The organism is Pseudorhodoplanes sinuspersici (assembly GCF_002119765.1).
GTDB lineage: Bacteria > Pseudomonadota > Alphaproteobacteria > Rhizobiales > Xanthobacteraceae > Pseudorhodoplanes > Pseudorhodoplanes sinuspersici.
In genome coordinates this window covers 4,512,445-4,537,693 of the sequence record NZ_CP021112.1, presented here as the reverse complement: position 1 = coordinate 4,537,693, position 25,249 = coordinate 4,512,445, and the positions used below count along the sequence as shown (strand labels likewise).

26 protein-coding genes are annotated in these 25,249 nt (G+C 60.0%); 18 read left to right on the top strand and 8 right to left on the bottom strand.

What is annotated here, in order from left to right; all coding sequences use genetic code 11:
- Nucleotides 1-20: 20 nt before the first annotated feature.
- The gene (locus tag CAK95_RS22115; RefSeq protein WP_147413496.1) at nt 21-491 is read left to right on the top strand and encodes a hypothetical protein; all 471 of its coding nucleotides are present in this window, start codon (nt 21-23) and stop codon (nt 489-491) included.
- A gap of 16 nt (nt 492-507) precedes the next feature.
- Here CAK95_RS22115 and CAK95_RS22110 read toward each other — a convergent pair whose 3' ends face one another.
- Nucleotides 508-1,287: a CPBP family intramembrane glutamic endopeptidase gene (locus CAK95_RS22110; protein WP_086089884.1), complete on the bottom strand. Its 780-nt coding sequence runs from the start codon at nt 1,285-1,287 to the stop codon at nt 508-510.
- Between the two features lie 136 nt (nt 1,288-1,423).
- Here CAK95_RS22110 and ruvX point away from each other — a divergent pair, with 136 nt between their 5' ends.
- On the top strand, nt 1,424-1,912 hold the full coding sequence (gene ruvX, locus CAK95_RS22105) for a Holliday junction resolvase RuvX (RefSeq protein WP_086091579.1): 489 nt from the start codon (nt 1,424-1,426) through the stop codon (nt 1,910-1,912).
- 32 nt (nt 1,913-1,944) lie between these two features.
- On the opposite strand, the gene CAK95_RS22100 is transcribed toward ruvX, so the two are convergent.
- Both CAK95_RS22100 and CAK95_RS22095 read right to left on the bottom strand, forming a co-directional pair.
- Complete coding sequence (locus tag CAK95_RS22100; protein ID WP_086089883.1) at nt 1,945-2,286, bottom strand: hypothetical protein; 342 nt, start codon at nt 2,284-2,286, stop codon at nt 1,945-1,947.
- 80 nt (nt 2,287-2,366) lie between these two features.
- On the bottom strand, nt 2,367-3,980 hold the full coding sequence (locus CAK95_RS22095) for an acyl-CoA dehydrogenase family protein (RefSeq protein WP_086089882.1): 1,614 nt from the start codon (nt 3,978-3,980) through the stop codon (nt 2,367-2,369).
- Between the two features lie 131 nt (nt 3,981-4,111).
- Here CAK95_RS22095 and CAK95_RS22090 point away from each other — a divergent pair, with 131 nt between their 5' ends.
- The 4 genes from CAK95_RS22090 to dprA are packed head-to-tail and all read left to right on the top strand — an operon-like array spanning nt 4,112 to nt 8,158.
- Nucleotides 4,112-5,065 carry an aspartate carbamoyltransferase catalytic subunit gene (locus tag CAK95_RS22090; protein ID WP_086089881.1) on the top strand — a complete coding sequence of 318 codons (954 nt, stop codon included), beginning with the start codon at nt 4,112-4,114 and terminating at the stop codon, nt 5,063-5,065.
- 5 nt (nt 5,066-5,070) lie between these two features.
- Nucleotides 5,071-6,378 carry a dihydroorotase gene (locus CAK95_RS22085; protein ID WP_086091578.1) on the top strand — a complete coding sequence of 436 codons (1,308 nt, stop codon included), beginning with the start codon at nt 5,071-5,073 and terminating at the stop codon, nt 6,376-6,378.
- Between the two features lie 32 nt (nt 6,379-6,410).
- Nucleotides 6,411-7,037, top strand: a complete 627-nt coding sequence (gene plsY / locus CAK95_RS22080) for a glycerol-3-phosphate 1-O-acyltransferase PlsY (RefSeq protein ID WP_245303491.1) — start codon at nt 6,411-6,413, stop codon at nt 7,035-7,037.
- Nucleotides 7,038-7,060: 23 nt separating this feature from the next.
- Entirely contained in the window at nt 7,061-8,158 is a 1,098-nt protein-coding gene (gene dprA / locus CAK95_RS22075) for a DNA-processing protein DprA (RefSeq protein ID WP_245303490.1), read from the top strand.
- Here the strand turns inward: dprA and CAK95_RS22070 are convergent.
- Nucleotides 8,155-8,340, bottom strand: a complete 186-nt coding sequence (locus CAK95_RS22070; protein ID WP_086089879.1) for a hypothetical protein — start codon at nt 8,338-8,340, stop codon at nt 8,155-8,157. The genes dprA and CAK95_RS22070 overlap by 4 nt on opposite strands.
- A gap of 211 nt (nt 8,341-8,551) precedes the next feature.
- Between CAK95_RS22070 and topA the strand changes: the two genes are divergently transcribed.
- The 5 genes from topA (at nt 8,552) to rpmG (ending at nt 15,153) form a co-directional block, all read left to right on the top strand.
- Complete coding sequence (gene topA, locus CAK95_RS22065; protein ID WP_086089878.1) at nt 8,552-11,305, top strand: type I DNA topoisomerase; 2,754 nt, start codon at nt 8,552-8,554, stop codon at nt 11,303-11,305.
- 36 nt (nt 11,306-11,341) lie between these two features.
- Nucleotides 11,342-13,636 carry a ribonuclease R gene (gene rnr / locus CAK95_RS22060; RefSeq protein ID WP_425349714.1) on the top strand — a complete coding sequence of 765 codons (2,295 nt, stop codon included), beginning with the start codon at nt 11,342-11,344 and terminating at the stop codon, nt 13,634-13,636.
- A complete protein-coding gene (locus tag CAK95_RS22055) occupies nt 13,633-14,079 on the top strand; it encodes a DUF983 domain-containing protein (protein ID WP_086089876.1) in 447 nt (148 codons plus the stop codon). Before rnr ends, CAK95_RS22055 begins: the two co-directional genes overlap by 4 nt.
- Nucleotides 14,076-14,810 carry an NUDIX hydrolase gene (locus CAK95_RS22050; protein WP_086089875.1) on the top strand — a complete coding sequence of 245 codons (735 nt, stop codon included), beginning with the start codon at nt 14,076-14,078 and terminating at the stop codon, nt 14,808-14,810. The genes CAK95_RS22055 and CAK95_RS22050 overlap by 4 nt, the downstream gene beginning before the upstream one ends.
- Nucleotides 14,811-14,985: 175 nt before the next feature.
- Complete coding sequence (gene rpmG / locus CAK95_RS22045; protein ID WP_086089874.1) at nt 14,986-15,153, top strand: 50S ribosomal protein L33; 168 nt, start codon at nt 14,986-14,988, stop codon at nt 15,151-15,153.
- 513 nt (nt 15,154-15,666) lie between these two features.
- Here the strand turns inward: rpmG and CAK95_RS22040 are convergent.
- Nucleotides 15,667-16,542 carry a LysR family transcriptional regulator gene (locus CAK95_RS22040; RefSeq protein ID WP_086089873.1) on the bottom strand — a complete coding sequence of 292 codons (876 nt, stop codon included), beginning with the start codon at nt 16,540-16,542 and terminating at the stop codon, nt 15,667-15,669.
- A gap of 109 nt (nt 16,543-16,651) precedes the next feature.
- Between CAK95_RS22040 and CAK95_RS22035 the strand changes: the two genes are divergently transcribed.
- On the top strand, nt 16,652-17,614 hold the full coding sequence (locus CAK95_RS22035; protein WP_147413495.1) for an MBL fold metallo-hydrolase: 963 nt from the start codon (nt 16,652-16,654) through the stop codon (nt 17,612-17,614).
- 157 nt (nt 17,615-17,771) lie between these two features.
- Here the strand turns inward: CAK95_RS22035 and CAK95_RS22030 are convergent, their stop codons facing one another.
- Both CAK95_RS22030 and CAK95_RS22025 read right to left on the bottom strand, forming a co-directional pair.
- Nucleotides 17,772-19,145: a PleD family two-component system response regulator gene (locus CAK95_RS22030; protein ID WP_086089871.1), complete on the bottom strand. Its 1,374-nt coding sequence runs from the start codon at nt 19,143-19,145 to the stop codon at nt 17,772-17,774.
- A gap of 12 nt (nt 19,146-19,157) precedes the next feature.
- Entirely contained in the window at nt 19,158-19,529 is a 372-nt protein-coding gene (locus CAK95_RS22025; RefSeq protein WP_086089870.1) for a response regulator, read from the bottom strand.
- 80 nt (nt 19,530-19,609) lie between these two features.
- Between CAK95_RS22025 and CAK95_RS22020 the strand changes: the two genes are divergently transcribed.
- Together CAK95_RS22020 and CAK95_RS22015 are read left to right on the top strand one after the other, a co-directional pair.
- Nucleotides 19,610-19,957 (top strand): DUF3572 domain-containing protein, encoded by a 348-nt coding sequence (locus CAK95_RS22020; protein ID WP_425349629.1) that lies wholly within the window; start codon nt 19,610-19,612, stop codon nt 19,955-19,957.
- 30 nt (nt 19,958-19,987) lie between these two features.
- On the top strand, nt 19,988-21,256 hold the full coding sequence (locus CAK95_RS22015; RefSeq protein ID WP_086089868.1) for a DNA polymerase IV: 1,269 nt from the start codon (nt 19,988-19,990) through the stop codon (nt 21,254-21,256).
- Nucleotides 21,257-21,301: 45 nt separating this feature from the next.
- On the opposite strand, the gene CAK95_RS22010 is transcribed toward CAK95_RS22015, so the two are convergent.
- A complete protein-coding gene (locus CAK95_RS22010) occupies nt 21,302-22,171 on the bottom strand; it encodes a cell envelope integrity EipB family protein (RefSeq protein WP_086089867.1) in 870 nt (289 codons plus the stop codon).
- Nucleotides 22,172-22,316: 145 nt separating this feature from the next.
- On the opposite strand from CAK95_RS22010, the gene CAK95_RS22005 reads away from it, so the two are divergent.
- From CAK95_RS22005 to CAK95_RS21990, 4 genes are read left to right on the top strand one after another with little or no spacing between them, the layout of a single operon-like run.
- Nucleotides 22,317-22,784, top strand: a complete 468-nt coding sequence (locus CAK95_RS22005; RefSeq protein ID WP_086089866.1) for a RidA family protein — start codon at nt 22,317-22,319, stop codon at nt 22,782-22,784.
- A gap of 27 nt (nt 22,785-22,811) precedes the next feature.
- The gene (locus CAK95_RS22000; RefSeq protein WP_086089865.1) at nt 22,812-23,537 is read left to right on the top strand and encodes a glycerophosphodiester phosphodiesterase family protein; all 726 of its coding nucleotides are present in this window, start codon (nt 22,812-22,814) and stop codon (nt 23,535-23,537) included.
- A 22-nt stretch (nt 23,538-23,559) separates the two neighbouring features.
- Nucleotides 23,560-24,813 (top strand): GNAT family N-acetyltransferase, encoded by a 1,254-nt coding sequence (locus CAK95_RS21995; protein ID WP_086089864.1) that lies wholly within the window; start codon nt 23,560-23,562, stop codon nt 24,811-24,813.
- Nucleotides 24,814-24,818: 5 nt separating this feature from the next.
- A complete protein-coding gene (locus CAK95_RS21990; protein WP_086089863.1) occupies nt 24,819-25,247 on the top strand; it encodes an HIT family protein in 429 nt (142 codons plus the stop codon).
- Nucleotides 25,248-25,249: the final 2 nt, after the last annotated feature.

Below are 25,249 nucleotides of genomic sequence, written 5' to 3'. Positions count from 1 at the left end.
AACCGGCACTAAGCCGCTGAATGGCCACCACTTTCCGGCGTAAACCAACTTTCAATTGTGCTCTCTTAACATTCGGGCGCTTTCAGGACAGCGTGATGCCGAAAACAAACCGGTCGGCGAAGCTCCACCAACAGGCCGTGCGCGATTGGACCCGCGCCATCCTGGCTTTCATCATGCTGGTCTTCGTATTTGCTCTCAGCTTGTCGGATGGGCGAATTTTTCCCGCCTTCCTGATGGCAGACGCCTCCAGCAGCAGCGCTCTGCCGATTGAATCGCAAGCCAGCATCCTGGCCAAAGGCTCTATCTACATCGCCTCTCCCGACAGCCGGATGTGCGAATATCGGGAGATCGATAATAGCACGTGGCGCATCCGCAACGGTGGCACAGTGCTTTGTGATCAGACCGGCTCCCTCTCGCTGCAGCAGCCAGACCGCAACCCAATGCCGGCTCGCATCGATGCCATCCGCGACAGCTTCTTCCCGAGAAAGTAGAATAACGCATTTCATATCAAGCCGCCCGTTCGACGATATAGGCGACCTGCAGAAGCGCGGTCAGGTTCACCAGCGCATGCAGAATGATCGTCAACAAGGTCGTTCCGCTTCGCCAGCGGATCCAGCCAAACACACAGCCGAGCACAATGATCTGAACAATATAAAAGACATCATACTGGATATGCATCGACGCCCAGATTACGGATGTCAGCAGGATCGCACCGGTAACACCAAGGCGTGAGGCTGCGTAGCCGCGAAACAAAAAGCCGCGGAACAATATCTCTTCCATCAGCGGTGCAATCACAACGAGGGCAAAGCCAAGCGTGAGGACATGGCCGGACGCCCGCGCCGTTTTATAAGCATCGACGACGGCCGCAGGAACGATATCGTGCCCCGTGAGATAGGACGTAAGATCGCCAAGCGGCAGCAGGACGACGATGATGGCGACGCCAATCAGCAGATCCTTGCGCGCCGGCCATCTCAGCGCAAAATATTCGGTGATGGAGCAACGTGCGCGCCAGGCAGCAAGAAAGAGGACGGCGGTGGCCGGCGGCATCGAAGCAATGGTAGCGATCGAGATCGTCAGGGCATGCGTCGTGACGATGTGCAGCTCGAGGTCAGATGCATCCAGGCCTGTGCCGAGCCATTTCAGAACAGCGAGGCCTGCCAGCGTCTGAGCTAGCACCCAAACGAAGATGGAGATTACGCCAAATATTGTCGTAGACCAAAAGCCCCATGTCCGGCAGGGATTGCTCGTCAGATCAGCGCCCGGCTTGGGCAAAGTCACGTCGGTCATGATGCAGAAAATCTCGCCTTATCGGAAGGTCGCAGCTTCCCGGCAAAAGGTTCAAATCTCATCAAATAGCAAAAAAAACCTCAGCTTCGTTAGCACGCGGCAACACATCTGCATCCTTGCATGCTATGAGTGTAGCATGCCCGCATTGATCCTGCCTTTTTCCAAAGTCGTTGCGCATTTGCCTCCGCGCGGGGCATTGCTCGGTCTCGACCTTGGAACGAAAACAATCGGCATTGCCGCGTCCGATCCCGATCGTCGCTTGTCCGCTGGCGTGGAGACGATTTCACGCAAAACATTCAGTGTCGATGCCGCACGGCTGTTATCGCTTGCCGCAGAGCGTAAAGCGACAGGCCTTGTGCTCGGCCTGCCATTGAACATGGATGGCTCTGAAGGACCTCGCGCCCAATCAACACGGGCCTTTGCACGAAATCTCGCAAAACTGACGGAGTTGCCGATCGCGCTCTGGGATGAACGACTTTCAACCGCTGCGGTCGAGCGGGAATTAATTGCAGTCGACGCAAGCCGTGCGAAACGTGCTGCAGTCATCGACCAGCACGCCGCCGCCTTCATTCTGCAAGGTGCACTCGATTATCTCCGCCTTGCCAAGGAAAAGGCGGGGCTATGAGCCCCGCCTTTCTCCAACGTCATCACGCTTGATCAGCAGGCGCTATAGTCGGTCCGATTATACTGACCGTCCGTCGCGCAATCCAAGAAGCCTGAGTCGTAGTGGCCGTATTGGCCGGTGCCATAATAATTGTCGGGGTAGGAAGCGCCCGGCTGATAAGCATAGGCGTCATATCCTGGCGCATATCCATAAGCATAACCGCCGGGGCCATAAGCACGCGCGGTAGCCGCTGCACTACCAATCACAGTGCCGGCCGCAAATCCGGCAGCGCCAGCAGCCCATGGCTCCCAGCGTTGAGCAAAGGACGGAGTCGTTGCAGCGACAGTCAGGATTCCCGCCAAACCGAGAGCGAGCGACTTTTTCGAAAATGCCATTTTGAACCTCCATGTTATAGCCTTCCCCCAACTGGCTCCCTGTCCCAGGCGGGGCAACGCAATGCAGCGAAGGTGGTTCCTCATTTGGCCGTTGGAAGAACACGCTCAAGCAATCGTGAGTGCATGCTTGCGAAATTGGCTGCACCATATGTTCGACCACTGCCACCATTCAATCTCGTTTGCGAAAAAATTTCGGCAATTTCCGGCGCGCTTTTCTGCAACGATGCAACTGCTGCGATCAGTGCAAGATGTTCGACAATGAACCGTGCATGTGATTCAACGTCGATCAAATTCAATACACGAACAATCTTGTCGATCGTTTCTCTCGCAACAGGAAAATCGCTCACTTCTCCACCAAGCGAGTCCATGACCGACCGGGCCTCGTCGCTTCTCAGCGCCCGCAGCACATCAAGCGCCATGACATTGCCGGAGCCCTCCCAAATCGCATTGACGGGCGCTTCGCGATAAAGGCGCGCCAACACATAATCCTCGACGTAGCCGTTGCCGCCAAGGCATTCCATGGCTTCGTAGACAAAGGCTGGCGCCGTCTTGCAGATCCAATACTTTATCAACGGCGTCAGAACGCGTGCGCGCGCCGCTTCTGATGCATTGCTTTTCGCAAGATCGAAAGAGCGACATAGGCGCATGACCACGGCGACGGCCGCTTCAGAATCGAGCGCGAGATCGGCCAGCACCGCTCGCATCATCGGCTGATCGACGAGATTTCTTTGAAAGACGATGCGAAAGCGCGCATGATGGACCGCACGCGCGAGCGCCGCCCGCATGATGCCGGCAGATGAAATGGCGCAATCGAGTCGTGTCAGCTGCACCATTTGCAGGATAGTGCGAATGCCTCGCCCCTCGTCGCCAACACGTAAGGCGTAGGCATTGTGAAACTCAACTTCTGAGGATGCGTTGGAGCGGTTACCGAGCTTGTCCTTGAGCTTGACGAAATGCAGACCGTTCTCACTCGCGTCGGGCCGAAAACGCGGCATGAAGAAGCAAGTCAGCCCGTCGGATGCTTGCGCGAGCACGAGGAACGCATCCGACATCGGAGCCGACATGAACCATTTTTGTCCGTTGAGGCGATAGGCATCGCCATCACGCACGGCCTGTGTGGTGTTGGTACGGACATCGGTGCCGCCCTGTTTTTCGGTCATGCTCATGCCGAGCGTCATCGCGCTTTTGGTGTGCCACGATCGAAATTCCGGATCGTATGTCCGCGAGGCAATCTTCGGCATCACTTGCGCCAACAACTTCGGCGCCGCGGCGAGTGCGGCCACCGAGGCGCGCGTCATGGTGATCGGGCACATGTGCCCGTTCTCGACCTGCGCCACCATGTAAAAGCGCGACGCGCGCAACACCTCTGACGGCGCACTGGCTGGCTGGCCATCAATATTCCAGGTTGAACAATGCAGGCCCTCGGCCATGCTCTCGGCCATAAAGCGATGATAGGCTGGATCGAAGGTAACGATATCGCCACCGAGGCGGGGACTATTGGCGTCCGCCGAACGGGCCAGATCGAACATTTCCGCCCGGCCCCAGCGGCGGCCGAAATCCATCAGCGTATCGTCAGTGCCCCCTCCGTTGGCTGCAACGGCCTCGCACAACGCCCGATCGGCGCTGAACAGATTGACATCCACGAAGGACGGCGGTTGGTTGAGTTCCGAATCGGTTCTCGCGTCATTGGACATGCGGGGCCTCCCGATGGCCGCGTATCGTACCATGCGTCTGGCGGCCTGATCCCATCGATTCATCAAGTGTTGGGGATGGCTGCGATGCCGCCTTGCGGCGAGATCGAGATGGGCCTATAGAGCCGGCTTTAATGAACATTGCGGCCACATCATCCTTCGTCCTCAACCGGCGCCATTTGTTGGGGATCGAAGGGCTTTCGCGCGAGGAGATTTTGGGCCTCCTCGACCTCGCTGAAGAATTCGTCGAACTCAACCGCCAGATTGAGAAAAAGCGCACGTCGCTGCGCGGACGCACACAGATCAATCTGTTCTTTGAGTCATCGACGCGGACCCAATCCTCGTTCGAACTCGCCGGCAAACGTCTCGGCGCCGACGTCATGAACATGGCGGTGAATTCGTCCGCCATGAAAAAGGGCGAGACGCTGATCGATACGGCCATGACGCTGAATGCCATGCATCCGGATATTCTGGTCGTGCGCCATCATGCATCCGGCGCCGTCGAATTGCTGGCGCAGAAGGTAGATGGTTCCGTCATCAACGCGGGCGATGGTGCGCATGAGCATCCGACCCAAGCCCTGCTCGACGCGCTGACGATCCGTCGCAACAAGGGGCGCATCGAAGGCCTGATCGTTGCTATCTGCGGCGATGTTCTGCACTCGCGCGTTGCGCGATCCAACATCATCCTGCTCAATGCATTGGGCGCGAATGTGCGCGTCGTTGGACCATCGACACTATTACCGTCCAACGTTGAGCGGCTTGGCGTCAAGGTCATGCGCGACATGCGCGAAGGTCTTCAGGACGCCGATATCGTCATGATGCTACGGCTGCAACGCGAGCGCATGAACGGCTCCTTCGTGCCATCGTCGCAGGAATACTTCGCCTATTTCGGCCTTGATCAGCGTAAGCTGGCTTATGCCAAAAAGGATGCCCTTGTGATGCATCCGGGGCCAATGAACCGCGGCGTCGAAATCGATTCCAGCGTCGCCGATGGTGCGCAATCGCTGATCCGCGAGCAAGTCGAAATGGGCGTTGCCGTCCGCATGGCCGTGCTCGAAGCCCTCGCCCGCAACTTGCCGAACGCGTGACGCTGATGTTGTCCGATCGCCGCCCCATCCTCCTCGCCAACGCCCGCATCGTCGATCCGTCGCGCGATCTGGATTTTCCCGGCGATGTGTTGATGGCCGATGGCGTCATCCGCGAAGCCAAGCGTGGCATCAGCGCTGCCGGCGTGCCGGCCGGCACCGAAATTGTCGACTGCAAAGGCCACATCGTGGCGCCGGGTCTGATCGACATACGCGCCTTCGTTGGCGAGCCGGGCGCGGAATATCGCGAGACATTGGCGACTGCGAGCCAGGCGGCGGCGGCCGGCGGCGTGACCACGATCATCTGCCAGCCCGACACCACGCCGGCGATCGACGACCCGGCCATCGTCGATTTTATCCTTCGACGCGCGCGTGACACCGCTATCGTCCATGTGCAGACGATGGCGGCACTGACCAAGAATTTTGAAGGTCAGGAGATGACCGAGATCGGCCTGCTCAAGGCCGCCGGTGCAGTCGCCTTCACTGATGGCGCACGCAGCGTCACCAATGCGCAGGTGATGCGCCGCACCCTCACCTATGCGCACGATTTCGACGCCCTTGTCGTGCATCACACGGAAGATCCGGACCTCGTTGGCGAAGGCGTGATGAATGAAGGCGAGTTCGCCACGCGTCTCGGCTTGCACGGCATCCCGACGGCTGCCGAAGCGATCATGCTGGAACGTGACATGCGCCTCGTCGCACTAACGGGCTGTCGCTATCACGCGGCATCGATCACGTGCCGGCAGTCACTCGAAATATTGCAGCGGGCCAAAGAGAATGGCTTGCCGGTCACGGCATCGGCGTCGATCAATCATCTGACGCTGAATCAGATCGATATCGGCTCCTATCGAACCTTCTTTAAGGTCACGCCGCCGCTGCGAGCGGAGGAAGACCGCTTCGCACTGGTCGATGCTGTGTCCTCCGGGCTGATCGACGTCATTATGTCGGACCACAATCCGCAGGACGTGGAGACCAAGCGGCTGCCATTTGCCGAAGCGGCTCCAGGTGCTATCGGGCTCGAAACGATGCTCGCCGCCGGCCTCCGGCTTGTTAACAATCACGGGGTGCGACTGACGACCTTGCTTGGCGCCATGTCGTCGAAACCGGCTGAATTGCTCGGCCTGCCCGGCGGCACGCTCCGCAATGGCGCCCCAGCGGATGTGATCGTGATCGATCCGGACATCTCCTGGGTGCTCGATCCGTCCGACCTGAAGTCGAAATGCAAGAATACGCCATTCGACGAGGCGCGGCTGGAAGGCCGCGTGGTACGCACGATCGTTGCCGGACGCACTGCCTACGAGTACGCTTCCACCTGACGCGATGATCGCGCGAGCGGGGCGCAGCGAACATGACGGACTGGTCGATCTTTCTAGCCATGTGGCCTGCTCTGCTCGGCGCATTTGTGTTCGGCTATGTGCTGGGATCGATCCCATTCGGGCTGGTTTTGACCCGGATATTCGGCGGCCCCGATATCCGCTCGATCGGTTCGGGAAATATCGGCGCCACCAATGTGCTGCGCACCGGCCGCAAGGGCCTCGCCGCCGCAACATTGCTATTGGATATGCTGAAGGGGACCGTTGCGGTTCTCATCGCACATCATCTTCTTGGCGAACCGGCAGCCATCGCGGCGGGCCTTGGAGCATTTCTTGGGCATCTTTTTCCCGTATGGCTCGGCTTCAAGGGAGGCAAAGGCGTTGCAACCTTTATCGGTGTGCTGCTCGGGTTCTCCTGGCAGGCTGTGCTCATCTACGCCGGAATTTGGGTCGCGATCGCTTTTATTACACGGTATTCGTCGCTGTCCGGGCTGATCGCCTGCGCCGCAACGCCGGCCATCCTTTGGACTCTCGAGCTCCCGACGCCGGCGAAATTGTTCTTCGTTCTGGCCGTGCTGGTCTTCGTCATGCACCGCGCCAATATTGCTAGGCTGATATCTGGCACCGAAAACAAGATCGGTCAGTCGACGGTGAAGTCGTGACACGGGCGGAGCCCGCCGACGGAGTGAAACTCACCGACGGACAGCGCCTCGATTGGCTCCGCCTGATCCGTAGCGAAAATGTCGGACCCCGCACCTTTCGTGTGTTGGTGAACCGTTATGGTGGTGCGCGCGCTGCGCTTGAAGCATTGCCCGGTCTTGCCCGCCGCGGCGGCGCTCAGGCGCCGGGCCGTATTTACTCCGTTGAAGAAGCCGAACGCGAGATCGAAACAGCGAAGCGCCAGCATGCCGTCTTTCTTGCATTGGGCGAGCCCGGTTACCCAGCACGCTTGCGGATGATCGACGATGCGCCACCGCTCATTGCGGCCCGCGGCGACATCGATGCTCTTAAGATGCCCATTGTCGGAATCGTGGGCTCCCGTAACGCCTCGGCGGCCGGGGCGAAATTTGCCGCGCAAATTGCGCGTGAACTTGGCCGGGAAGGCTTCGTCATCTCATCCGGTCTCGCGCGTGGCATCGATGCCGCCGCTCATCGCGCGACGATCGAGAGCGGAACTGTTGCAGTTCTCGCGGGCGGTCAGGATCGCATTTATCCGCCTGAACATAAGGAATTACTCGATCAAATTTTGGAGAAAGGCGCTGCGATCTCGGAAATGCCGTTCGGCTGGGAGCCGCGCGCCCGCGACTTTCCACGCCGTAACCGGCTGATCTCTGGCCTGTCACTTGGTGTCCTTGTTGTCGAGGCCGCGCGGCGCTCCGGATCGTTGATCACCGCGCGCATGGCGCTGGAACAGGGACGCGAAGTTTTCGCCGTGCCCGGCTCGCCGCTGGATCCACGTTGCGAAGGTACAAATGGCCTGTTGAAACAGGGCGCAGCGCTTGTCACCGAAGCAAACGACATTATCGGCGTGATTTCGCCAATCCTCGGACGGACGATCGAACTGCCGATGGAAGAACCGGAGCACGAACTAGGCGACACAGGAGACGCCGCTCCGGACGAACGGCGCCGCATCATCAGCCTGTTGGGACCGACACCCGTCGATATCGACGATCTCATTCGCCTCTCAGGCGCCCGGCCGGCCGTGGTCCGCACGGTTTTGCTGGAACTCGAAATCGCCGGCAAACTGGAGTGGCAAGCGGGCGGACGCGTCGCGCTTCTCTAGGAGCTCTCCCCCTTATCCGCCTCGGCGGCATTCTCCGCTTCCATCCTTGCCATATCGAGCAGATAGCCAAGGGTGCCCAGACCATGCCTGCGCGCCATTGTCGCCAGGCTGGCGGCCATATCGGCAATATAAGCCGCGGCCTCGCTTTGGTCGCTCCCGCGACGAGGCGCATTCCAGATCATTTAAAAGCGCCTCATACGATTCGATTTAGGTTGCATCATAATATATTAACTATCTTAGGTTGCAACAACTGTCAGACTTGCAACCTTTCAATGGCGCGTTTCGCAGAGCCGTCATTTGACAGAGGGGGTCGATTTACCCATGGTCCGGCCCCACTTAAGCGGCGGAATCGCTCGCGTAGTCTGAAAATCAGACTTAAGCCATTGGAAATTCATGAATATCGTTGTCGTCGAGTCCCCAGCCAAGGCCAAGACCATCAATAAATACCTCGGCCCGGGCTACGAGGTTCTGGCTTCGTTCGGCCATATTCGGGATCTTCCAGCCAAGGATGGCTCGGTGGACCCCGATGCCAATTTCAGGATGATCTGGGAAGTCGACGAACGCGCCCAGAAGCGCATCAACGATATCGCCCGAGCCGTCAAATCCGCCGACAAACTGATCCTTGCCACCGATCCGGATCGCGAAGGCGAAGCCATCTCCTGGCATGTTCTCGAGGTGCTGAAGGAGAAGAAAGCCCTCAAGGACCAGGAAATCGAGCGGGTGGTGTTCAACGCCATCACCAAGCAGGCTGTCAGCGAGGCGATGAAGAACCCGCGCAAGATCGACCATGCCCTGGTCGATGCTTATCTCGCGCGCCGCGCCCTCGACTATCTCGTCGGCTTCACGCTCTCGCCGGTGCTGTGGCGCAAGCTGCCGGGCGCCCGCTCGGCTGGCCGTGTGCAATCGGTGGCGCTGCGCCTTGTCTGCGACCGCGAACTTGAGATCGAAAAGTTCATCACGCGAGAATATTGGTCGCTCGTCGCAACGCTCGCGACACCACGCAACGAAACCTTCGAAGCGCGCCTTGTCGGTGCAGACGGCAAGAAGATCCAGCGCCTCGATATCGGCACCGGTCAGGAAGCCGAGGATTTCAAGAAGGCGCTCGAAACCGCTGCGTTCAAGGTTGCCTCTGTTGAGGCCAAGCCGGCACGGCGCAATCCGCCGCCGCCCTTCACCACATCGACGCTGCAACAAGAAGCGAGCCGCAAACTGGGCTTCGCGCCCGCGCACACCATGCGGATCGCGCAGCGTTTATATGAAGGTATCGACATCGGCGGTGAGACTGTCGGTCTCATTACTTATATGCGTACCGACGGCATCGACATGGCGCCGGAAGCCATCACCGGCATCCGTTCGATGATCGGCAAAAATTATGGCAAGGATTATGTGCCGGATGCACCGCGCCGCTATCAAAACAAATCGAAGAACGCTCAGGAGGCGCACGAGGCAATCCGTCCCACCGAGGCTTCCCGCACGCCGCGCGACGTCAAGGGTTCGCTCGATTCAGACCAGGCCAGACTTTACGAACTGATCTGGAACCGTGCCGTTGCCAGCCAGATGCAATCGGCCGAACTCGAACGCACCACCGTCGATATCGAAGCCAAGGTGGCGAGCCGTCTGCTCGAACTGCGCGCGACCGGCCAGGTGATCAAGTTCGACGGCTTCCTGACGCTATACCAGGAAGGTCAGGACGACGACACCGACGATGAAGACGGAAAGCGTTTGCCGGCGATGTCGCAGGGCGAGCCGCTAAAGAAAGAATCGATCAGCGCGACCCAGCATTTCACCGAACCGCCGCCGCGTTTCACGGAAGCCTCGCTCGTCAAGCGCATGGAAGAGCTCGGAATCGGCCGCCCTTCGACTTATGCATCGATCCTCGCAGTGCTGAAGGATCGCGGTTACACGCGCCTCGACAAGAAACGTCTTGTGCCGGAAGACAAAGGACGTCTCGTCGTCGCGTTCCTGGAAAGCTTCTTCCAGAAATATGTCGAATACGACTTCACCGCGTCGCTGGAAGAACAGCTCGACCGTATTTCGGCCAACGAGTTGGAATGGCACAAGTTTCTGCGTGATTTCTGGGATGACTTCATTGCCGCTGTTGGCGATATCAAGGACCTGCGCATCACGCAGGTGCTCGACGCGCTCAATGAGCTGCTTGGCCCGCACGTTTTCCCGAAACGCGAGGATGGCGGCGAACCACGCCAATGCCCGAATTGCGGTGAAGGACAATTGTCGCTGAAGGTCGGCCGCTTCGGTGCCTTTGTCGGCTGCTCGCGCTATCCAGAGTGCCGCTACACGCGGCAACTTGCGCCAAGTTCGAATGGCGGAGACAGCGCGACGCGTGTCCTGGGTCAGGATCCGGAGACAGGCCTTGACGTCTCGGTACGTGGTGGCCGATTTGGCCCTTATGTGCAACTCGGTGAAGGCAGCAAGGAAGAGAAACCGAAGCGCGCCGGTCTGCCGAAAGGCATGACGCCAGATGATATCGATCTTGAAAAGGCGCTCGGTCTCTTGTCGCTGCCACGCGATGTCGGCAAGGATCCCGAAAGCGGCGAGATGATCACGGCCGGTATTGGCCGGTTCGGTTCGTATGTGAAGCTCGGCAAGACCTACGCCAATCTTGAGCCGGGCGACGATGTCCTGAATATCGGGCTCAATCGTGCGGTGGCGCTGATTGCCGACAAGAAGCTCAATCCCGGCAAGAGTCGCCGCTTCGGCGCCGATCCTGGCCGCTCGCTCGGCGACCATCCGGACAAAGGTGGACCGATCATCGTCAAGAACGGGCGCTATGGTGCCTATGTCAGCCATGATGGCGTGAACGCCACGCTCCCTGCCGACAAGACACCGGATAACATCACGCTTGAGGAAGCGGTCGGACTGATCGACGCACGCATTGCGGCTGGTGGCGGTAGCAAAAAGAAGAAGGCGGCTCCTAAAGCAGCCAAAGGCGAGATGGCAGACAGGCCGGCGGCGAAAGCCAAGAAGGCGGCGAAGACAGCCTCTGCGGAAAAAGGTGAGGCGATCGCAAAGCCGAAACCGGCGGCCCGTAAAACCAAATCGAAGGCCAGCGGCAGCGCAGCCAAATCGAAGTCAGTATCGCGTCCTCCTGTTGCCAAACCCGAACCCAAACGCAAGGTCGCGAATTAAGCCGTGCATCCTCCTGCACGGCTGATCTGAAAGGCAATCTTGGCCCGCACGAAACCAAAACAGACATTTGGCTTTCCAAGCCGGGAGCAATTGCTCGCCTTCATCAAGGACAATCCCGGCAAAGCCGGCACGCGCGAGATTGCACGCGCGTTCGGCCTGAAGAATGCGGATCGTGCAGAACTCAAGCGTGCTCTGCGTAGTCTGGCCGATGAGGGCGCGGTCGAGAAGCGCCGCCACAAGCTGCACAAGCCGGGCACCCTGCCCTCGGTCACTTTGGCCGACGTGACCGGCCGCGATCGCGACGGCGATTTGCTAGCGATTCCAACGGAGTGGGACGAAGAAGCGCACGGTGAGGCACCGAAAATCCGGATCGGAACGGTGCGCCGGCCGAAACCCGGCGAAGCCGCCGGCGTCGGCGATCGGGTGTTGTTAAGGCTCGAAGAACTGCGCGAGCCCGACCAGGAAGCGCGCTATTCAGGCCGCGTCATCAAGATCCTCACGCATGCGAAGAAGCGCATTCTCGGCATCTTCCGGGCGCTGCCCACCGGCGGCGGCCGCCTTGTTCCGGTCGACAAGAAATCGCTCGGCCGCGAACTTTCGATCGCCCCCAGCGCGACCATGGATGCGCAGGATGGCGAACTTGTCGCCGCCGACATCACCAAGGAAGGCCGCTTCGGCCTGCCGACCGGTCGCATCAAGGAGCGGCTGGGCTCGCTGAAGAGTGAGCGTGCCGTCAGTCTGATCGCCATCCACGCGCACAGCATTCCGAATGTCTTCTCAACCGAAGCCTTGGCCGAAGCGGAAGCCGCCAAGCCTGCCGATCTCAAGGGCCGCGAGGACTGGCGCAAAATCCCGCTCGTCACCATCGACCCGGTGGATGCGAAAGACCACGACGATGCCGTCTTTGCGGAGCCGGATGACCATCCCGACAATCGCGGCGGCCATATCGTCACTGTCGCAATCGCCGATGTCGCCCATTACGTTCTGCCCGGCTCAGCGCTCGATCGCGAGGCGCTGGATCGCGGCAACTCGGTCTATTTCCCGGACCGCGTCGTGCCGATGCTGCCCGAGCGCATCTCCAACGATCTTTGCTCGCTCAAGCCAAATGTCGATCGAGCCGCACTTGCGGTCCGTATGGTGATCGCATCGGACGGTCGCAAGAAGTCACACACATTCCATCGTGTGCTGATGCGATCGGCCGCCAAGCTCAGCTACACTCAGGCGCAGGATGCCTTCGATGACCGAACCGATGATCTGACCGGCCCAATCAAGAAGCCGGTTCTCGATCCACTTTATGCTGCGTATCGCACCGTCAAAAGAGCACGCGACCAGCGCGGCCCGCTCGATCTCGATCTGCCCGAGCGGAAGATCCTGCTGAAGCCGGACGGCACACTCGATCGCGTGATCATCCCTGAACGCCTCGACGCGCATAAGCTGATCGAGGAATTCATGATCCTCGCCAACGTGGCAGCGGCGGAATCGCTGGAGCGCGCGAGTACGCCATTGGTCTATCGCGTGCATGACGAGCCCTCGCTGGAAAAAGTCGAAGCGCTGCGCGAATTGCTGCGCACGATGGACATGTCGTTTCCGAAAGGCAGCGTGCTGCGACCGTCGCTATTCAATGATGTGCTGGCACGCGTGAAGGGCAAGGACACCGAAATCCTGATCAACGAGGTGGTGTTGCGAAGCCAGGCGCAGGCCGAATACTCCGCCGAGAATTACGGGCATTTCGGTCTGGCGCTCAGGCGCTATGCTCATTTCACATCCCCGATCCGCCGCTATGCGGACCTGATCGTCCACCGCGCGCTGATCCGCGCGCTCAAGCTCGGCGATGGTGCACTTCCTGAAAGCGCCGACCTCTTGTCGCTGAACGAGATTTCCGCCCGTATTTCCGCGGCCGAACGCCGGGCGATGAAGGCCGAGCGCGAAACAGTCGATCGTCTGATCGCTCACCACCTCGCCGATCGGATCGGCGCGACCTTCGAAGGCCGGATCGGCGGCGTGACCCGCGCCGGCCTGTTCGTGAAGCTTGACGAAACCGGAGCGGATGGCTTCATTCCCGCCCGGACGATCGGCGATGACTATTACCAGTACCACGAGGACCGGCACGCGATGATCGGCCGCTCGACCGGTGAGACTTATCGGCTGGGCGACCACGTGACGGTGCGTCTGGTCGAGGCCATTCCTGTTGCGGGCGCGCTGCGGTTCGAACTCCTTTCGGATGGGCGCATCGAGAAGCCGCAGCGCCGGAAGATCGGCGGCAAGCCGGAGCGCAGCGAACGAAAACGCTCTGGCCAGAAAAAGAGGACGCCCCGCAAGCGGCGCGGATGATGATGGCAGATGTCGATGTGTCGGAAGCGCCTCGCGACGGCTGGACCGCTTTCAAGCGCGGCCTGCGCGGGCTTTGCCCGGCCTGCGGCCAGGGCCGCATATTCCGCGCCCTTCTCAAGACGAATGACAATTGTCCAGCCTGCGGCGAGGAATTGCATCATCACCGGGCCGACGACTTTCCGGCCTATATCAACATCGTCATTGTCGGCCACATCGTCGTGCCGCTCGTGCTCGCGGTCGAGATGGCATATGCGCCGCCCTATTGGCTGCATGCCGCCTTGTGGATTCCGCTGACGCTCATTCTCGCTTTCGCTCTGATGCATCCGATCAAGGGCGCTGTGATTGCCTGGCAATGGGCAACACGCATGCATGGCTTTGACAAAAACGCGCCCTCGGATGACATCCTGCTGCAGCGACCTGTGGTGACCAGCGGCAAGCAATGAACGACTTTTCGGACCGACTAACCAAAGCAGAACGGGACCGCTCATTCGACAATGTCCGTCCGCGTGATGCATCCACGCTGATCATCGTCGACCGCTCCGAAGCCACCCCAAAAGTGCTGCTCGGAAAGCGCCACCACGGCCACAAATTCATGCCGGGGAAATTTGTCTTTCCCGGTGGGCGGATGGAGACAAATGACCGACTGATGCCGGTTGCGGCGGAACTCAATCCCTTCACCGAAAAATACCTGATGCAGGAAACCCAGCGCCCCAGTGCCGCTAAAGCCCGTGCGCTGGCGCTGGCTGCGATTCGCGAGACCTTTGAGGAAACGGGCCTCCTGTTCGGTGCAAAGCGCTCGGACACGCCGAAAACGCCTGCAGGGCCCTGGGCTGAGTTTGCCGCCACCGGGTTTTATCCGGACCTGTCGGCCTTGCATTACATTGCCCGGGCGGTGACGCCAACACGGCGTCCCAAGCGCTTCGACACTCGCTTTTTTGCCGTCGATGCCTCGGCGATCGCGCACCGGGTCGAGAACGTCGTACACGGCGATGCCGAACTGGTGGAACTGGTCTGGATGCCGCTCACCGAGGCCAGGACCCTCGATATGCCGACCATTACCGGCGTTGTCCTCGAGGAGCTGCAGGCCCGTGTGTCGGCCGGATTTGGGCACGAACTGCCTGTTCCCTATTACCGAATGCCCCGGACGCGGTTCCTGCGCAAACTGATTTCGTGACCTTAGAACCTTCCGCTTCTGATAGGCATCAAAGCCGGAAGGCTATAGCTTATTGTTTTGACGCGTTTTCTTCACGCGAACCGGTGCCCGCTTCGCTCGAAAACGCTCTCGCTTCCTTGACTTTGGCGGCGTTGCCGCTAGTTTCCCGGCCAAATCCCGTCAATCGAGGTCTGCCATGGCGAAAGCCGTCACCATTAAGGTCAAGCTCGTATCCAGTGCGGATACCGGCTTTTATTACGTTACAAAGAAGAATTCGCGCACGATGACCGACAAGTTGTCGAAGAAGAAATACGATCCGATCGCGAAGAAGCACGTCGAATTCCGCGAATCCAAGATCAAGTAGTCTGACACCTGGGACATGTGCGAAAGGGCGCCCTTTCGGGCGCTTTTTTCGTTTGCGTGGAGAGGTGGCCGGCCGGAAGCGGTGTCATGAGGAGGCCACTCGTCACCGCCCCCGGACCGGCCGAACCCCACGGACCCAGGAGATGCGGCGGACCTGAGCATTCCGTAGGGTTTTCAAAGACTTGGACCAAATCCTTGGGACTTAGCTACCGGCGCCGCGCCGGGGTCCCTTCCGGACCGGTCAAATCCGATCCCGTCCCGATTGGAAAGCTATCCCCCTGCACTTTGGAAATCAAAGCCGAAGTCCCCACCCGGCCGGGTAACCTTCTGTCAACCTAAAGGAACATGGTTTCTACGACAGTAGGGTGTAGTAAATGGCCGAAATGCGGAAAGGCGACCGCGCGGCCGCCTTTTTTTGTTTGCCAAGATTTGGAGACTTGAGCGCTGCGACGCGCTTCACGGGTTGGGCCGTTGGTTTTGCGTCCCATCAGACTCGCGAAGAAGGTTGCGCCGCTCAGCGCAAGTCGATCAGGTTGGCTTTAATCCAGGCGATTGCCGCCTTGGCAGCCGGCGTGCCGCGGAACTCCTGATTGACAACAAGCCAGATCGGCTCCTCCAGCAGAGGCGACGGCGCGGCTTCAACCCGGCGCAACCCCGGTTCATACTGCGCGAGGAAACTTGGCAGCACGAGCGCTGCCCCGAGCGTGCGTGCCAGAACGAGTTGTTGGAGCAAAGCGTTTGCCGCCCCAACTTGGCTCTCGATAGGAAGAAGGTTTGCCACGCAACGGGCGATAGGCAGGCTTGCGAACTCACTGGTCCAGCCGATCCACGGAAGGGGGAGCCAATGATCGGCGGTACGGACGGCACGATGAACGGCTCTCACTGAATCGGGCGCATAAAGCTCGAAACGAACCTTGCCAATGCGCCGCGCAATGAGTGATGGCTCGCCGGGATCCGCTAGGCGCACCGCCAAATCTGCGTCGCGCTCCACAAGGCGCGTGCGGCCAGGAGCTGAGATGAACTCGGGCACAAGGCGGGGCGAAGTTCGGCGCAGCGAATCCACGCGGGGTGCAAGAAGGTGGCGCACAATCATCTCAGGAGCAGCGATACGGAGTCTGCCCTCCGGCGCAGTGCGTATAGACGCGGCATTCCTATGAAACGCCGAGACTGCAGTCTCAATCGCGGTCGCCGATCCAATGAGACGCTCGCCAGCTTCCGTTAGCCGATGGCCCGCATTCCCCCGCACGAAAAGGGTGGCGCCAACGGCCGCTTCAAGAGCGGCGAGACGGCGGTGAAGGGTGGGCACGGAGGTGCCGAGACGTTCCGCGGCGCGCGAGAGCTGTCCCTCCTGCGCCACTGCCAAGAAAGCTTGAATATCAGGCCAGCTCATCGGCGCATCTCACAAAAGCGGAAACCGGGATTTCATATCTGGAATTGCTGAGATCAACGCCTGAATCAATGATGCCGACAATTCACGAGTTGTTCGACGGAGGCAGGACGTGATCATACGTCGTCATTTCATCGCTGCTGGATCAGCCGCTTCACTAATTTCCGCGTCCGGTCTACGGGCGCGGGAGCAGCCCTCCACCGGGCCGATGCAGCAGGCTCCGGCCCACTATCGTATTCCGGTGGGGGAGACGATGATCACAGCACTTTGCGATGGTTATCTCGATCTCCCGCATGCCCTATTCCCGGCCGCGACGGATGAACGCGCGGGCGAACTGGCTCGCAAAGCCTTTTTGAGGCCTGGCCCAATACCCACGGCTGTAAACGCCTTCGCGCTCGAGAGTGGTGATCGTCTTGTGCTGATCGACGCCGGTGTTGGGCCTCTGCGGGGTGAGTCAACCGGACGGCTGAGGCAGGAAATGCAGTTGGCGAGTCTTGACCCCGCCCGCGTTTCAGCGGTGCTTCTGACACACCTCCATACTGATCACTGCGGTGGCCTACTCGACGCCACGGGCGAGCGCGCCTTTCCAAATGCGGAGGTCTTTGTCTCCGAACCCGAGCTGCGTTTCTGGACCGATGGAGGACTGCCGTCTCGCGCACCTGAGGCTATGCAGCCGATGATCCGCATCGCGAACGCGGTGCTACGCGCCTATGGCAACCGCGTGACGAGCTTTGGTCCCGGCGCCGAGCCCATTTCGGGAATCCGCTCAGTGCCGATATTTGGGCACACGCCTGGACACACCGGATTTATCATCGGGAGCGGCGATGACGCCGTGTTCATCTGGGGCGACGTTGTTCATGTCGCCCCGTTTCAGTTCGCGCAGCCCGAATGGGGTTTGTCTTTCGATGTGGATCAGGCGGCAGCTTCCGCGACCCGGAGACGCATCTTTGCTCAGGTTGCATCGGATCGAATGCGGATTGCAGGCATGCATCTCGCCTTTCCAGGAGTCGGACACGTCGTGAGAGACACAACAAGCTACCACTATGTGCCATCCCCCTGGCGTCCCTTGGGATAAGATCAGGAACGCTTATCGCGTCGCACTCGATAGTTCACGATGATTGGAGTGAAGCGATCCAAAATCGTAAAAGTGATCGACCCCGCATCCATTAGAGCATGACGTCGTAAGAACAGATGCCATCGGAAAGCCGCTCCGCACTTTTCGCCATCATGCACTAAGCGGCGTCCGCCACGACGCGGTTTCGTCCGTCGCGCTTCGCGCGATACAGCGCCTGGTCGGCCCGCTTCAGAATCTGCGTGGCATTGTCGTGCTGTGATTCCAGCGTCGCGATCCCGATTGAGATGGTGACATCGACCATCCGGTTGCCCTGCTCGATCGGGAAAGGCTCCGCCGCGATGCGGCGGCGAAGACGCTCGGCAACAGTCGCAGCAACCGCCATGTCCGTTTCCGGCATGACAACGACGAATTCCTCACCGCCCATCCGGCAAGCCAGATCGATGCCGCGGATCGACTTGCGCACGCGGATTGCGAATTCGCGCAGGACATCGTCGCCGCAATCGTGCCCGTAATTGTCATTGATCGATTTGAAATAATCGATGTCGAGCACCAGAACCGCAAGTTCCTTGCCGCGCGATGTTGCCTGCTCGACCAGCTTGCCAAGATGGCTTTCCATGTAGCGGCGATTATGCAGGCCGGTCAGTCCGTCGGTAATCGCCGCTTCGATCGACATCTGCACGTTGTCGCGCAAGCGTTCGGTATAGCGCTTGCGGCGGACTTGCGTGCGCACGCGAGCATGCAATTCGTTACGATCAATCGGACGCAACAGATAATCGTTGATGCCGATTTCCAGGCCGCGCATGAGCTTGGCGTTGTCATCGGGCTCGCACAAGGCGAGAATCGGCAGGCTGCGCGTGCGATCGAGCGAGCGCAACTGGCTGCACAGCCGCAGGCCATCGAAATTCTCAAGGCTCAGCGACACGATCATCAACTCGTAATTGCCTTCGGCCGACCGGAACAAGGCCGCGCTCGGATCTGGCTCGATGTCGACCACATGATCCTTTTCGAGCATCGAAGCGAGCCGCTCATAGGAGGAGCGACGATCGTCGACGATCAGAATGCGGCCGCCCTGCCCCGGCTCCATGATCGATTCGCGTTCGGCGCTTTCGATGCCGATCTCGCGCGACGTGACCGCGCGCATGCGCAATTCGTCGGTCATCATTTTCAGGCGGGTCAGCGACCTTACGCGGGCAATCAAAGCGATGTCCGACACCGGCTTGGTCAGGAAATCGTCGGCGCCAGCCTGAAGACCCGCCACCCGATCCGACGGCTGATCGAGCGCCGTCACCATCACCACCGGGATATGATGCGTCGCCGGATTGCTCTTCAGCCGGCGGCATACCTCAAAGCCATCCATGTCCGGCATCATCACATCGAGCAGGACGATATCGCATTCGGCGCGCTCACAGGCGGCGAGCGCCTCGGCACCGCTATGGGCCGTCGTCACGTCGAAGTATTCAGCCGACAGCCGTGCCTCAAGCAGTTTCACATTAGCCGGTACATCATCAACAACGAGGACGCGCGCGGTCATGCGGCGAATTCCCTATGCATTCCCGAGAAAGTGACGGATCGTTTCAATAAACTTGCCGACCGAAATCGGCTTCGAGAGATAGGCTTCGCAACCACCAGCCCGGATGCGCTCCTCATCGCCCTTCATGGCGAAAGCGGTGACCGCGACCACCGGAATGGCTTTCAGTTCGGCATCGTCCTTCAGCCATTTGGTGACTTCGAGGCCAGACACTTCCGGCAGCTGAATATCCATGAGAATCAAATCGGGCCGATGCTGCCGCGCAAGGTCCATCGCATCGATCCCGTTCCGGGTGCCGATGGTCTGATAACCGTGCGCTTCCAGGAGGTCGTGGAAGAGCTTCATGTTGAGCTCATTGTCCTCCACGATCAGGACAGTCTTGGCCATTCACCGCCCCTCCCGGGCTATTCTTACCTCGCCCAGTGATCCGAGGCATTGTGCCCCTCGCCAAAATGCGGGTTCGGGCTATGAATCACGGTAATGCTGATGTGTTACGGAAAGGCAAACACAACCAGATGGCGAACAAGGTAAAGCTGACACACAGAGCCGCCGAAACTGTGGCAGTCCAAGCACTTAGCTTCATTGCTTCAGACCCCGAGCGACTGGGTTTATTCCTTGCTTCAACTGGAATCGGTCCGGGCGACATTAGGGCCGCCGCGCGCGAACCGCTGTTCCTTGCCGGCGTGCTCGATCACCTCGCCAATAATGAATCCGTCATGCTGGCATTTGCGGCGGAAACGGCTCACGAGCCAGCGAGCATTCTCGCCGCTCGCGAAGCGCTCGCCGGCCGCGATTGGGAACGCGATACGCCATGACCCAAGGTTGTCCATGACCCAAGGCTGTCCATGACTCCTGGCTTTTGCCGTGACTGCATTGTGGAGGCTGGTCCCGCCGGCCGCTGCAAGGCTTGCGGCTCGCCTCGCCTGCTCCGGCACCCCGAGATTGCGGAACTCTCGGTCGCGCATATCGATTGCGATGCCTTCTATGCCACGATCGAGAAGCGGGATGATCCGTCATTGGCCGACAAGCCGCTGATCATTGGCGGCGGCACGCGCGGGGTGGTGTCGACGGCCTGCTATATCGCGCGGACCTATGGGGTGCATTCGGCAATGCCGATGTTCAAGGCCCGGCAGCTCTGCCCAGACGCCACAATCGTCAAGCCGAACATGGCGAAATATGTCGAGGTCGCACGGGAGGTCCGCACCATCATGCGCGATCTCACGCCGCTGGTGGAGCCGCTTTCGATCGACGAGGCGTTTCTCGATCTGTCCGGCACCCAGCGGCTGCATGGCCGGAGTGCGGCAAAGTCGCTGGCGCAGTTTGCGATGGAGGTGGAGCGGCGGATCGGGATTACGGTTTCGATCGGCCTGTCCTACAACAAGTTCCTGGCGAAGATCGCGTCCGAGCTCGACAAACCACGTGGGTTTGCTGTGCTTGGGCGTGCGGAAGCCGCGAGTTTCCTTGCGCAAAAGCCGATTTCGGTCATCTTCGGTATCGGCAAGGTGGCGCAGGAGCGCCTGGCCCGCGATGGTTTTCGCACCATCGCCGACCTGCAGAAATACGATGAGACGGAATTGATGCGGCAGCTGGGCTCGGAAGGCCAGCGTCTGAGCCGCCTGTCCCGCGGTATCGACCACCGCAAGGTGGTGCCGGACCGGGACGCCAAGAGCATTTCCGCCGAAACCACGTTCAATCACGACATCGGCGCGATGCGGCCGCTGGAGAAGATCCTGTGGGATTTGAGCGACCGCGTGTCCGCGCGTTTGAAGGCCAAGGCGCTGAGTGGCTCGACCGTGACCCTGAAACTTAAAAGTACCGACTTCCAGATCCGAACCCGGGCCCGATCGCTGAGCGATCCGACGCAACTTGCCAAACGGATCTTCGACTGCGGGCGTGATCTCCTGGCCCGCGAGATCGATGGCACAAAATTCCGCCTGATCGGCATTGGCGTCTCACACCTGCAGCCATCGGACGTGGCCGATCCCGATGACCTGCTTGATCCGAAGGGGCGCAAGGCCGCCGCCAGCGAGCGCACGCTCGACGTGCTGCGCGCCAAATTCGGGCGCGGCTCGATCATACGCGGGATCGGCTTCGACGAGGATGGCGAGCGCTAGCGCAATGGCGCAATCTTACTTGCAGGCTTGTTACTTGCAGGCTTGTTACTTGCAGGGCTTGGCGGGACGCACTTCCAGCGAGGTCATTTCGCCGGCCACAACGAAATCGTTGTAGTCGAGCGACAACGCGCGCGAAATGCCGTTCTCGTATAATTCAAACCGGATCGAATAAACCGGCGTCTGCTCGCCGCCCGCCTTCGACCGATCGAAATAGCTGATGGTGACCGGCCAGCGCCGCATCTTCGAAAGCGTTTGGTCTTTCGCGGCCGCGTCCTCAGGCTTACGCGTCTCAGGCTCGATCACCGGGCCGATCACACTCAGCGTCTCATAGACCTTGTCGCCGGTTTCCGAGCCGTCGAAGACCGGGCCCTGCAATAAGGATTGCCCGGCCCGCGCGGCGACGATGATGCGGCGCATGTGATCGGTGGGGAAAAGGATACCGCCCGAATCGATACCGAATTTCTTTGAGGCCGGCTTGCTCAGATTGACGCCGACCTTCGCGCCATTGCGTTCGGCACGGCCATCGACTGCGCTTTTCAGCTTCTGATCGATGTAGTTTTGCGAGTTGAAACGGAAGGTCTTGGCGGCAGCATCTTCCCACGTGGTGGCGCGCATATCCGTCGTCATCAAGCTGCCCTCGCCGGCATCGATTTCCGATACCTGACGGAATTGCAGCGCATAGCCTTCGCAGGAATTGCCAGAAAAATCATAGAGGATGCGGCCGCGAACCGACTCGACCGGGCGGTTGCCACGCGCCGACGACAGTTTGAGGTCATAGACCGCACGATGCGGGACGAATTCCACCACGTCCGGCTTCGGCACGTCCGTCTTTTGTGCGGGAGCCGCTCCGGCAAGACCGGCCGACAACGCCACCACAGCAACGGCCGTGCACCAATCCAAACGCGTATCAGTCATGAGGAATCCTCGCGGCACCGAAGATAGAATTGCCACCGGGTTGCTGCAACTGTCTTGGATACTTGCCTTGGACACTTGCGGATAGGGTCCCAATCGGCGAAGAGAATACGTCCATTGTGAGGCGCATGCGGCGCAGGAGGAACGAATGGCCGGAGCCGTCGAGAAAAAGCTGGTCGATCTCGGAATCGTGTTGCCGACGCCTGCGGCTCCAGTCGCCAATTATGTCGGCTTCGTTCGCACCGGCAATCTGCTGGTGGTGTCCGGTCAGCTCTGCCTTGATGCCGATGGCAAGTTGGTGGCCAAAGGCAAGCTCGGTGCCGATGTCTCGATCGAGGACGGACAGAAGGCTGCCCGCGCCTGCGCAGTCAATGTACTGGCACAGATCAAGGCCGCCTTGGGCGACCTCGACAAGGTCGTGCGCGTCGTCCGCCTTGGCGGTTTCATCAATGCAGATCCAACCTTCCTCGATTCCCCGAAGGTTATGAACGGGGCCTCCGACCTCATGGTCACCGCTTTCGCCGACAAGGGCCGGCATGCGCGCAGCACGATCGGCGTTTCGGTGCTGCCGATGGATGCGGCCGTTGAAGTCGAGGGGATGTTCGAGGTCTCCTGACGCACGATCACCAACCCGGATTGCACCATGCCCGGATTGGACTGGCTGACCGCGCGGCCAGTGGCACATCGCGGATTACATGAGACGGCACGCGGCATCGTCGAAAATACCGCATCGGCCTTCTCCGCCGCGATTGTCGGGAATTACGCCATCGAGTGCGACCTGCAGCTTGCGGGCGACGGCGAAGCGATGGTTTTCCACGACGAAACGCTGGATCGATTGACGGAGCGGCGAGGCCCGATCGCTGCTCTCTCCTCGCATGAGCTGAAGACCATCAGCTTCAAAGCAACCGCCGATCGCATGATGATGCTCGACGATCTTTGCACTTTGGTTGAGGGCCGCGTCCCGCTCGTGATCGAGCTTAAAAGCCACTTTAACGGCGATGCGCGACTTGCCATACGGGCAGCGCAGGTCCTGCAAAGCTATGCCGGGCCGGTCGCCGTCATGTCGTTCGATCCGGCGATGATTTCCGCCATCGCCATGACCGCGCCGGGACTGCCGCGCGGGCTGGTGGCGGAGCGAAAGTTACTGAGCGGAATTGGTGTTGGCACCGCCACCTATTTGGGCGCGGTGTTCCAGGCTCGCCCGCACTTCGTAGCCTGGTCGGTACAAGACCTGCCAGCCTCCCTGCCGCTGCTGGCCCGCTACGCCTTCGGCCTTCCCTTGCTAACCTGGACGGTGCGAACCGACGCCGACCGTGCCCGCGCCAGCCGCTGGGCTGATCAGATGATTTTTGAGGGATTTCGGCCATAAAAGTCGGGTAAGACGTGCGGCGATGTCATCTGAATCCGCAAGCCCGACCACCGCCCGTCTCGACCTGCAAGTCCGGATCATCTCCAGCCTTGAGGAGATCGCGCCGGCCGATTGGGATCTCCTGGCCGCGCAAAAGACGCTTCACATTTTGGATGAATCCAGGTGCGAAACACAAAGAAACAGATCAGAAACCCTCGGTAATCCCTTTGTTTCCCATGCCTTTCTGTCCGCACTTGAGCGGTCCGGTTCGGCCACCTCGCGGACTGGCTGGGCGCCGCAGCACCTTCTGATCGAAACGACGGATGGCCGCTTGCTCGGGGCGGCGCCTTGCTATCTGAAATCGCATTCGCGCGGCGAGTATGTCTTCGATCACGGCTGGGCCGACGCCTATGAACGCGCGGGTGGTTCCTACTATCCCAAGCTGCAGGTTGCGGTGCCATTCACACCTGCCAGCGGCCCGCGGCTGCTGGTACCGCCGTCGCCGCACGCTAAGACGGTCCGGGAGACGCTGGCCGCCGGCCTGGTGGCGCTCTGTCAGAAGCGGCACGCCTCGTCCGTGCACCTCACCTTTCTGCCGCAGGAGGACTGGGACTTCCTCGGGACCAAGGGGTTCCTGAAGCGCACTGACCAGCAATTCCACTGGCAGAACGAGGGATATAGTTCGTTCGATGAGTTCCTTGGCGCGTTGGCATCGCGCAAGCGCAAGGTGATCAAGCGGGAACGCCGGGACGCGTCCGAATCCGGCATTACCATCCACCATCTGACTGGCAGCGACCTGACGGAAGCCGTGTGGGACGATTTCTTCGCCTTCTACATGGATACCGGCTCCCGCAAATGGGGCCGGCCCTATCTCACCCGCTCCTTCTATTCGATGATCGGCGAAACGATGGCCGACAAGATCCTGCTGGTGATGGCAAAGCGCAATGGCCGCTATATTGCCGGCGCGATCAATTTCATCGGGTCGGATACGTTGTTCGGAAGGCACTGGGGCGCGATCGAACACCATCCCTTTCTGCATTTCGAGCTTTGCTATTATCAAGCCATCGACTACGCGATTGCGAACAAGCTCAAGAGCGTTGAAGCCGGAGCACAGGGCGAGCATAAGCTGACGCGCGGCTATGTGCCGGTGACAACCTACTCCTCGCATTACATCGCCGACCCCGGGCTAAGACAGGCGATCGCGGACTACCTCAAACATGAACGCGCTTATGTGGATGCCGCAGGCCGCGAGCTTGAAGCCCTGACGCCGTTCCGAAAGACTGACGCTTTGGAGTGAGAACAATGCCGGCTTACGACCCCAATAATATCTTTGCAAAAATCCTGCGTGGCGAATTGCCGTGTAACAAGGTTTATGAGGACGACCGCGCGCTTGTGTTCCTCGACATCATGCCGCGCGCGCCCGGCCATGCCCTCGTGCTCCCCAAAAGCCCCGCCCGTAATGTGCTGGATGTTGCACCGGACGACTTCGCACATGTGATGAAAATCGCGCAAAAAGTTGCGAAAGCCGGCATGCAGGTATTCGAAGCCGACGGCGTCACGATCCAGCAATTCAATGAGAGCGCTGGCGGCCAGGTCGTCTTCCACCTGCATGTGCATGTGATCCCGCGCAAGGAAGGCGTGATGATGAAGCCGCCGGCCAGCGAGAAGGAAAAGCCGGAAATCCTGGCCGCTCAGGCCAAGAAGCTGGCCGCGACGATGCAAGCAGCCTGACA

Bases quoted from the DNA above. Each gene is read 5' to 3' on its own strand.
- CAK95_RS22115 (WP_147413496.1), top strand. From the start codon at position 21: ATGGCCACCACTTTCCGGCGTAAACCAACTTTCAATTGTGCTCTCTTA.
- CAK95_RS22110 (WP_086089884.1), bottom strand. From the start codon at position 1,287: ATGACCGACGTGACTTTGCCCAAGCCGGGCGCTGATCTGACGAGCAAT.
- ruvX (WP_086091579.1), top strand. From the start codon at position 1,424: ATGCCCGCATTGATCCTGCCTTTTTCCAAAGTCGTTGCGCATTTGCCT.
- CAK95_RS22100 (WP_086089883.1), bottom strand. From the start codon at position 2,286: ATGGCATTTTCGAAAAAGTCGCTCGCTCTCGGTTTGGCGGGAATCCTG.
- CAK95_RS22095 (WP_086089882.1), bottom strand. From the start codon at position 3,980: ATGTCCAATGACGCGAGAACCGATTCGGAACTCAACCAACCGCCGTCC.
- CAK95_RS22090 (WP_086089881.1), top strand. From the start codon at position 4,112: ATGAACATTGCGGCCACATCATCCTTCGTCCTCAACCGGCGCCATTTG.
- CAK95_RS22085 (WP_086091578.1), top strand. From the start codon at position 5,071: ATGTTGTCCGATCGCCGCCCCATCCTCCTCGCCAACGCCCGCATCGTC.
- plsY (WP_245303491.1), top strand. From the start codon at position 6,411: ATGACGGACTGGTCGATCTTTCTAGCCATGTGGCCTGCTCTGCTCGGC.
- CAK95_RS22070 (WP_086089879.1), bottom strand. From the start codon at position 8,340: ATGATCTGGAATGCGCCTCGTCGCGGGAGCGACCAAAGCGAGGCCGCG.
- topA (WP_086089878.1), top strand. From the start codon at position 8,552: ATGAATATCGTTGTCGTCGAGTCCCCAGCCAAGGCCAAGACCATCAAT.
- CAK95_RS22055 (WP_086089876.1), top strand. From the start codon at position 13,633: ATGATGATGGCAGATGTCGATGTGTCGGAAGCGCCTCGCGACGGCTGG.
- CAK95_RS22050 (WP_086089875.1), top strand. From the start codon at position 14,076: ATGAACGACTTTTCGGACCGACTAACCAAAGCAGAACGGGACCGCTCA.
- rpmG (WP_086089874.1), top strand. From the start codon at position 14,986: ATGGCGAAAGCCGTCACCATTAAGGTCAAGCTCGTATCCAGTGCGGAT.
- CAK95_RS22040 (WP_086089873.1), bottom strand. From the start codon at position 16,542: ATGAGCTGGCCTGATATTCAAGCTTTCTTGGCAGTGGCGCAGGAGGGA.
- CAK95_RS22030 (WP_086089871.1), bottom strand. From the start codon at position 19,145: ATGACCGCGCGCGTCCTCGTTGTTGATGATGTACCGGCTAATGTGAAA.
- CAK95_RS22025 (WP_086089870.1), bottom strand. From the start codon at position 19,529: ATGGCCAAGACTGTCCTGATCGTGGAGGACAATGAGCTCAACATGAAG.
- CAK95_RS22020 (WP_425349629.1), top strand. From the start codon at position 19,610: ATGAATCACGGTAATGCTGATGTGTTACGGAAAGGCAAACACAACCAG.
- CAK95_RS22015 (WP_086089868.1), top strand. From the start codon at position 19,988: ATGACTCCTGGCTTTTGCCGTGACTGCATTGTGGAGGCTGGTCCCGCC.
- CAK95_RS22010 (WP_086089867.1), bottom strand. From the start codon at position 22,171: ATGACTGATACGCGTTTGGATTGGTGCACGGCCGTTGCTGTGGTGGCG.
- CAK95_RS22005 (WP_086089866.1), top strand. From the start codon at position 22,317: ATGGCCGGAGCCGTCGAGAAAAAGCTGGTCGATCTCGGAATCGTGTTG.
- CAK95_RS22000 (WP_086089865.1), top strand. From the start codon at position 22,812: ATGCCCGGATTGGACTGGCTGACCGCGCGGCCAGTGGCACATCGCGGA.
- CAK95_RS21995 (WP_086089864.1), top strand. From the start codon at position 23,560: ATGTCATCTGAATCCGCAAGCCCGACCACCGCCCGTCTCGACCTGCAA.
- CAK95_RS21990 (WP_086089863.1), top strand. From the start codon at position 24,819: ATGCCGGCTTACGACCCCAATAATATCTTTGCAAAAATCCTGCGTGGC.